The 9,050-nt window shown below is 52.2% G+C and carries 3 protein-coding genes; all 3 read left to right on the forward strand.

Annotated elements, in window-relative coordinates:
* The first annotated feature begins 55 nt into the window (after positions 1-55).
* A complete protein-coding gene (locus ACR6Z4_RS02930) occupies positions 56-3,763 on the forward strand; it encodes a two-partner secretion domain-containing protein (protein WP_479715715.1) in 3,708 nt (1,235 codons plus the stop codon).
* Positions 3,764-4,367: 604 nt separating this feature from the next.
* On the forward strand, positions 4,368-5,948 hold the full coding sequence (locus ACR6Z4_RS02935; protein ID WP_479715716.1) for a ShlB/FhaC/HecB family hemolysin secretion/activation protein: 1,581 nt from the start codon (positions 4,368-4,370) through the stop codon (positions 5,946-5,948).
* A gap of 104 nt (positions 5,949-6,052) precedes the next feature.
* Positions 6,053-8,953 (forward strand): CHAT domain-containing protein, encoded by a 2,901-nt coding sequence (locus ACR6Z4_RS02940; protein ID WP_479715717.1) that lies wholly within the window; start codon positions 6,053-6,055, stop codon positions 8,951-8,953.
* Positions 8,954-9,050 lie beyond the last annotated feature (97 nt).

Genomic DNA, 9,050 nt, shown 5'->3' on the forward strand with positions numbered 1-9,050 from the left:
TAAAAGTTGTCGTGGTGCGATCGCTATTCTCTTCTCTATCCCCCTGGAGTACAAGATGATGCAGCACTGGTTTCAGCGTTGTGGTTTAAGCGTTGTCGTGTTAACCGGAGCGGTCGGCATTGGGGTTGTGATTCCCCCGATTGCGATCGCCCAAATTCGTCCTGATAGCTCGCTTGGCTCTGAAGGTTCCATTGTGGTGCCCCGTGCATTAACTCGGCAGGGTCGTATTACTCGGATTGATGGCGGTGCGATTCGGGGTAGCAATTTATTTCATAGCTTTTTGGATTTTAATGTCGGGCGGGGGCAGTCGGTTTACTTTGCCAATCCCAACGCCATCCACACCATCATCGGGCGGGTGACGGGCAATAGTCGCTCCGATATCTATGGCAGGCTAGGCGTTTTAGGGAATGCCGACCTGTTTTTGTTGAACCCCAACGGCATTGTGTTCGGGCCCCAGGCTCAGCTTGATATCCAAGGTTCGTTTGCGGCAACGACCGGCGATCGCATCGTATTTCCCAATGGCTATGCCTTTAGTGCCACGGATGCCAATGCTCCCCCCCTGTTGGCGATCGCGTCACCGTTGGGGTTGGGCAGTTGGTTGCCCAATCAGGGTACCCTTCGCAGCAGGGGATCGCTGAGGGTCGGACAGGATCTTACCTTCGCAGCACAAACGTTGGATATCCAGGGACAGATTCGGGCAGGTGGCAATCTCAATCTGTTTGCATCGGATGTTCTGCGGGTGCGAGATAGTGCAACCCAATCATTTACGGCATCGGCTGGCAATCGGCTGTTGCTCCAGGGCAACCAATCGGTTGATATCAATACGCTGAATCATCCAGATAGTGAGCTGGTAGCCGGTGGCAATCTTATTCTTCGCTCTGCCCGGACGATCAGTGCCGATGCCCATTTTGCCAGTGGTGGCAATGTCCAGATCCAGCAATTAGATGGCAGTCTGGGAAATCTCTACAGTCCCTACGATCCAGTCATTCGTGCCAGTGGCAATGTTCGGTTTAACAATTACACCGGGGCATCGCTCCATATTCTGGCAGGGGGTAGTGTGACTGCCAATAGCATTACGATTACTGGGGCAGATACGACAGCGGGGCTAAGCGAGACGGTACCTTTGTCGAATGGGCGATCGCTTGCGATTAATGGTCGCACGGAACCGACGCTGGATATCCGTGCCGGAATCACTGCGGTTACTCCCACCGGAACAACGGGGGATACCAGCGGCTTTGGCACGCTACCCGCCACCAATGGTACTGGCACCAGTGCCAACATCACAATTAACACCATCACCACACCGGGTGGATTGGTCTTTCTCAGCAACGACTATCAACCCAATCTAGAACTATCGGGCGATATTGCGATCGGCGATATCTTTGCCAATGATCCCAATGGTGGTGGGTCAGTGGTGATGGATTCACGCGGTGGCATCACGGTGAATTCGATAGATGTCTCTGGGTATGACAGTAGCTTTATCCCCAGTGCCAATAGTGGGGATGTTACCCTGCTGGCAGACCAGGATATTGTCATTCCGTTTACCCCTAACCCCTTCTCTATTAGTGCCTGGGGCTTTGACGGGGGCAGCATTACCTTCGATAGCAACACTGCCATTATCCAGGGCGATGCGCCTCTGGGCACCGATCCCTTTAGCTTGAGTACGATTCAAAGTGTGACCACATCAGGAACCGGGGGCGATATTCGGCTAACGGCTCCGGTGATTTCTCTGGGCGGCAATGTTGAATCCACCGTGATTGGTGCAGGTCGTACCGGAGATTTATTCATTCGAGCCAATCGTTTAACTGCCAATCAAAGCACGATCGCCACTGATATTTACGTTGGCTCAGGAACGGTGGGGCGGGTGGTCGTCAATGCAGATTCGATCGATTTGCGTTACGCCTTTTTAGGCAACGCTAGCTTAAGTGCCAATAGCCCTGTACGCGCAGATCTGGGCAATGTGTCTGTAACTGCCACGACCCTGAACCTGACACAAGGTGGGCAAATTGGGTCTTCTATCGGTGCGGGCAATATTGGAGATGCAGGCAATGTTCGGGTGACGGCAAGCGATTCGATTTTATTATCGGGACTGCAACCCCAGGCGATCGCAGATACGCTGCAACCCTCGCTGATTTTCAGCCGCATTGATGATGGAGCCAGAGGGAATAGCGGTACCGTGACAGTTTCAACCGGAGATTTGCGGTTAGTAAATGGCGGCAGTATCCTTAGCAGCTCCTTTGGTCAAGGTAATGCCGGACGAGTGACAGTGAATGCTAGCCAATCAATTGTGTTAGATGGCGTTGCCATTCGTGATCTGGATGGCAATGGCATCGATGTGATTGACGACACCCGTCCTAGTGGCATCGGCAGCGAACTAACGAGTAGTGCTGATGGGCAGGGTGGCACCGTCAGTGTCACTACTCCTGTTTTGCAAGTCTTGAATGGCGGTACGATTTCGACCTCTACTGGTGGAGGCAGTGATGCAGGGGATGTCACGATTCGAGCAACTCAATCCGCCCTGTTTGATGGCATAGGTTTTGATGGTCCTGGACTTGACGATCGCCGCAGTAGTGCCAGAGTGCAAACTGATGAAGGTTCGACTGGAAATGGTGGTACTTTGATCATCTTCACACCTAATCTCTCGATTACCAATGGTGCTCAGCTTCTTGCCAGCACTGAAGGAGCGGGAGATGCAGGCGATATGATCTTAAATGTTGATCAGGCGCTCGTGGTAGAAGGTCGCGCCAGTGGAATTTTGGCAGGTACGTTAATTTCGCAGGCAACGGGCGATGGCGGTAGTATTTTCATCCGTACGCCAGAGTCATTTGAAATTCGCGATGGCGCTCGGGTTGGGGTGAATAGCCGAGGGACAGGGACGGCGGGGGATCTGTTTGTTCAGGCAAATGCATTGGTGCTGGCAAATCGGGGCGTGTTAACGGCTGAAACCGTCAGCAATACAGGTGGCAATATCACTCTGCACCTAGATAGCATTCTGGCGATGCAACAAAATAGCCGCATTTCCACCACAGCAGGTACAGCAAATGCGGGTGGGGATGGGGGCAATATTGTGATCAACTCGCCGTTTGTTGCCGCCGTGCCAGATGAAAACAGCGATATTACTGCCAATGCTTTTAGCGGACAGGGGGGACGGGTAGAAATTACCACTCAAGGATTGTTTGGTCTGATCCCTCGTAGTCGGGAGGAGTTAGCCGCCTTACTTGGCACGGACGACCCAACGCAACTGGATCCAGCAAATTTACCCACGAATGATATTACGGCAATTTCGCGAACCAATCCCACGCTGAATGGCGAAGTCGTGATTCGGACACCGGGGCTTGATCCGAGTCAGGGCGCGATTGTATTGCCATCGGGCTTAGTGGATGTGTCGCGGTTATTGGCACAAGGCTGTTCTGCTCAGGGAGCGATCGCCCGTAATCGCGGCAGTTTAGTGGTAACGGGTCGAGGCGGCTTGCCAGCCAGCCCAACCGAAGGTTTACCCGGAGAAGCGGTGGTGGTGGATTGGGATACATTAGCTCCTGAGTCGGCACAGTCGTTCCAGGTTGATACACCGGATGCGATCGCCACTGAAGCTCCACCCCCTGACGTATCCCCGATCCCCAGGCAAATTGTAGAAGTACAAACCCTGGTGAGACAGGCAGATGGGCAGGTGATCTTGGCAGCTCAACCCAATGGCAGCTCATCCCCTCAAAATCTCCATAGTCAACCTGAAACCTGCTCTGCTTTTGGCGCAGATCGGGAGTAGGTTCATTCCTGTTGATAGTCACCTGTGTTAGATCGGAGGCGTAATGATTGATCGCGGAAACCATCGGTATGGATTGCTCAAAGTTGCCAATGGGCTGGTATGCGTCGCAATTCTGACCCACGGTTTCGTTGCCCGATCGGAACATATTGATCCAACCCTAATCGGCAGGACTCGTTCCTCTGGCTTTGCTGGGGAGCAACCCTTGGTAGTGTTGCCGTCACAAAACAGCAGCAGCGGATCGGAAGTCCCCCTTGTTAAGGGGGATTTAGGGAGATCGTCAGATCTATACAGTGGAGTCAGATCCCCCCTACCCCCCCTTGAAAAGGGGGGAACAGGATCGGAAGTCCCCCTTAACAAGGAGGATTTAGGGGGATCGTCAGATCTATCCAGTGGGATCAGATCCCCCCTACCCCCCCTTAAAAAAGGGGGAACAGGATCGGAAGTCCCCCTTGTTAAGGGGGATTTAGGGGGATCGTCACCCTCCCAACTTCATCAAGATTCTGAAAGATCTCCAATACCCCTTCTCCCCAGGGAAAAGGGGTTAGGGGATGAGGGAAACCTTGCCCAACTGCCCGATCGCAACCCTCTTCCAGAGTTGGAACCTTTGCCAGCTTTGCCACCCGCAGAAGAATTATTACCATCACCCCCACCGACTTCACCTGTCCCAGAACTTGCTCCTGGTGATACAGACGTGACGATTTTTGTGAATCGGTTTAACGTGGTTGGCAGCACCGTATTTAGTTCTGATGAATTAACCGCTGCCCTGGCACCGTTTACCAACCGATCGCTTACCCTTGCCGAACTCTATCAAGCCCGCTCAGCGATTACCCAGCTTTATCTGGATGCGGGCTATGTTAACTCGGGTGCCTATGTGCCGCCGCAGGTTCCAGACCATGGCGTGGTGGTGATTCAGGTAATCGAGGGACGGGTGACCGATATTCAAATTACAGGCAATCGGCGTTTGCAAGCAGACTATGTGCGCCGTCGTTTGGCGATCGCCACCACACCACCGCTCAATATTCATCGTCTGGTTGAAGCCTTGCAACTGTTGCAATTAGACCCATTGATTGCCAGTATTTCGGCTGACTTATCATCTGGAGTAGAACCGGGAACCGATATTTTGACCGTCGCGGTGACTGAAGCCGATAGCTTTAGCGTTGATTTAACCCTGGATAATGCGCGATCGCCTGCTGTCGGTACCGATCAACGCACTATCGAACTTAACCAGGCAAATCTGTTGGGCTTAGGAGATGCCCTCAGCGTTGGCTATACCAATACCAACGGCAGCGATGAAATCAACACCAGCTACACGATTCCCATCAATCCCCGCAACGGCACCCTTCGCTTTAGCTATGGCTTTACCGATAGCCATGTGATCGAAGATCCATTTGATGTGTTGGATATCAATTCGCAAAGTTACACCTACGAACTGAGCTATCGTCAACCCATCTTTCAAACCCCAACGGAAGAATTGGCGTTGAGTTTAGTCGCATCGCGGCAAGAAAGCCGCAGCCTATTTTTAGAAGATCTCTTAGGCGAACCCATTCCCCTGCCGACCCTGGGAGCCGATGATGACGGTCGGATTCGCGTATCGGCATTGCGATTTGTCCAGGAATGGACGCAGCGGGGCAGTCGGCAAGTCTTTGCGGTGCGATCGCAATTTAGCCTGGGGCTGGACGCGTTGGATTCCACGATTAACGACAATGCCCCCGATAGCCGCTTTTTCTCCTGGTATGGGCAAGGGCAATGGATACGCTTACTGGCACCCGATACCTTGCTGCTGGTGCAGGCAGAAGCTCAACTGGCAGATAGTGCGCTGGTGCCCTTAGAACAGATTGGCTTTGGCGGCATTGATACGGTTCGGGGCTATCGCCAAAACCTGTTTCTCACCGACAATGGAGTCTTAATTCGGGCAGAGACCCGCATCCCGATTTATCGCAATCGCCAGATTCGAGGATTGTTGCAAATCGCGCCATTTTTTGACCTGGGGTTGGGTTGGAATGTGGGTCGCGATAACCCCGACCCAAATACCTTAGTTGGGTTAGGGTTAGGCTTGCAATGGCAACAGGGCGATCGCTTCAATGCACGGCTTGACTGGGGCATTCCCCTCGTAGACATCGACGATCAGGGAGATACATTACAAGAAAACGGTATTTACTTTTCAGTTCACTATAGTGCGTTCTAAACCGTTCATTTTAAGTATTGAATGTTAGCTGGCTCAACGTCCAGCACTTAACATCAACCAGATATCAATCACGCCTTGAGATGGGGTTAATTAGGAGAAGATCAATGCTACCCGATACGCATTCCACTACGAAATCTCCCATGCGACTCTGGCGTAGAGTCAAATATATGGCATTGGCAATCTTCAGTCTGGGATTGTGTCTGATCTGCACGCCAGGTCTCGCATTCTGGCAACCCTCGCGATCGCCTTCTTCACTGTCAACCACTGCTCCAATCGTCGTGTCACCGTCCGCTGGAGCAATCCGCGATTCAGTCTTACAAGCGTCGATTAGTGAAACACACAATGATCTATCCAATCCCACTCCCCATCATTCCCAGATAGCTGACAGTGCGCTTTTACAAAGAGGACAGCAACTCTACGAAGCGGGACAATTCAATGAAGCCGCATCCGTTTTGCAACAGGTGATTCAAGCTGCACAAGCCGCAGGCAATATCCCCGAACAGGTGATGGCATCTCGCAATCTGGCACTGGTCTATCAACGATTGAATCAATGGAATGCCGCCAACCAGGCGATCGCCACCAGTCTGATGCTGTTAGACCAGCTTGACGCCACCGATCGCTTACCGCTGCAAGCATCTGTTTTAGAAGTACAGGGTAGTTTGCAATTGGCTCAAGGACAGACCGAAGCGGCTTTAAGCACTTGGGAACATGCCAGTTCACTCTATGACCAACTGGGCGATATCAACCGTGCGGTACAAAGTCGAATCAATCAGGCACAAGCCTTACAACGTTTGGGGTTTTATCGACGGGCGATCGCGCTTCTGACGCCCCTGTCAGACACCTTGCAACATCAGCCTGATTCGCTGACCAAAGCTGTTGGTTTGCGAAGTCTGGGGAATGCTTTGCAAGTGGTTGGTGATTTACCCCAATCTCGTGATGTCCTGCAAACCAGCCTGGATGTCGCCCAACGCTTGCAGCTACCCGCAGAAATCAGTGCGGCGCAATTGAGCCTGGGCAACACTGCCCGCGCCCAAAATGATATTGAAGCTGCTTTAGATTTCTATCGCCAAGCCGCCGCCAGTGCGAATTCCGAGATCGATCAAGTGCGATCGCAACTGAATTTGTTCAGTCTGTTGATTCAACAGCGCCGGGTGAATGATGCCGAAGCCTTACTCAACCCCCTGCGCAGTCGAGTTGAAGCTTTGCCTGCCCATGAATCTGCCCTCTATGCCCGAGTTAACTTTGTTCAAAATCTAATGCTCTGGGCAGGGGGAGAGTGGCAAGCGAACCGGGGTAGCAGTGATGTCATGTTTTCTGATGACCCAACCCGAGGTACACGCGGCGCTAGTGATGCAGAAATTCGAGGTCCCGTCGAAAGTCTTTACCTGCCCGACTATGCGATGCCAACTCCGGTTCAGCCCATACAACCCTTGCCACCCCTGCCAACAACGGCTCTCCCACCTCCCCAGGAAATTGCTCCGATTCTAATCACCGCCATTCAGCACGCGCGTGATCTGGGCAATCGTCGGGCTGAATCTTACGCCGTTGGTATGTTGGGCAAATTGTATGAACAGACCCGCCAATGGCAAGATGCTGAAGGATTGACGCAACAAGCCTTATTGCTCGCGGAAGAAACCAATGCTACTGATATTTCCTACCGCTGGCAGTGGCAGATGGGACGGATTTTTAAGGCGCAAGCAGATGCAGAAACTAGCCCCGATCGCTATGACCAGGCGATCGCCGCTTATTCGGAAGCGATCGATATTTTGCAATCATTGCGCAACGATCTGGTTGCCATTAACCCCGAAGTTCAACTATCTTTTCAAGACAGCGTCGAACCGATTCATCGAGAACTTGTTAGCTTGTTGTTGACCCCAGGGGCAGGAGATACCAATCCCGATCATCTAGAAAAAGCCAGAAACGTGATTGAATCGCTGCAACTGGCAGAACTGGATAACTTCTTTCGGCAAGCATGTTTGGATGCTCAACCGATTGACATCGACCAGATTGATCAACAAGCCGCCGTTTTGTATCCCATTATTCTGGCAGACCGCTTAGAAGTCATTATTCGCTTACCCCATCAACCGCTAAGACACTACGCGACTGCCGTTTCTCAGGCTCAGGTGGAAGAGCTGGCACTGAACTTGCGGCAACAGTTAACCAATCGCTCGCGACGACAGTTCTTACCACAAGCACAACAACTGTATAACTGGTTGATTCGTCCGGTTGCTACAGATCTATCCGATAGTGGCGTTGAAACACTGGTGTTTGTCTTAGATGGTGTTTTGCGAAACCTGCCGATGGCAGTGCTGCATGATGGTCAACGCTACTTGATTGAACGATATAGTGTGGCACTCACCCCAGGCTTGCAACTACTTGCCCCCCATCCCCTGACCGAAAAACGGCTGGGCATCATTACTGCCGGACTCAGCGAAGCCCGTCAAGGCTTCACTGCATTACCCAACGTCATTCCAGAACTCGAACAAATTCAAGCAGAATTGCCCAGTCGCATCTTACTCAACGATCAATTCACCGCAGACGCTCTACAAACGGCAATCGATGATGCGCCTGAACCGATTGTTCATCTGGCAACCCATGGCAAATTTAGCTCTGCGTTAGAAGACACCTTCATCCTCACCTGGGATGGACGCATTACTATCAATCAGCTCAACACCCTTCTGCAAACCTCTGAAACCAGCCGTTCGGGTCCGATCGAACTGTTGGTTTTAAGCGCCTGTCAAACGGCAGCGGGAGACAAACTTGCCGCCTTAGGTCTAGCAGGAGTCGCAGTCCGAGCAGGGGCACGCAGCACCCTGGCAACCCTATGGAGTATTAGCGATGAAGCGACTGCCATTCTGATGAGCCAGTTTTATGCCGAACTTGGTCAGAATGTCACCAAAGCAGAAGCCCTACGCCGCGCCCAACTATCAGTGCTGCAATCTCCCCGATTCCGAGGACACCCCTATTACTGGGCACCCTACATTTTGGTCGGAAATTGGCTGTAAGCAGCGGGTATGAGGTAAATGATGTTTGAGAGCCGCACGAAGTACGGCTCTCAAACATCATGAGTCCAGAATTAAGCAACCTGACTGCCCATCTCAA

The organism is Calyptranema fuscum S582, assembly GCF_055793305.1.

Excerpts from the sequence above, each read along its gene's own strand:
- ACR6Z4_RS02930 (WP_479715715.1), top strand. The coding sequence starts at position 56 with ATGATGCAGCACTGGTTTCAGCGTTGTGGTTTAAGCGTTGTCGTGTTA.
- ACR6Z4_RS02940 (WP_479715717.1), top strand. The coding sequence starts at position 6,053 with ATGCTACCCGATACGCATTCCACTACGAAATCTCCCATGCGACTCTGG.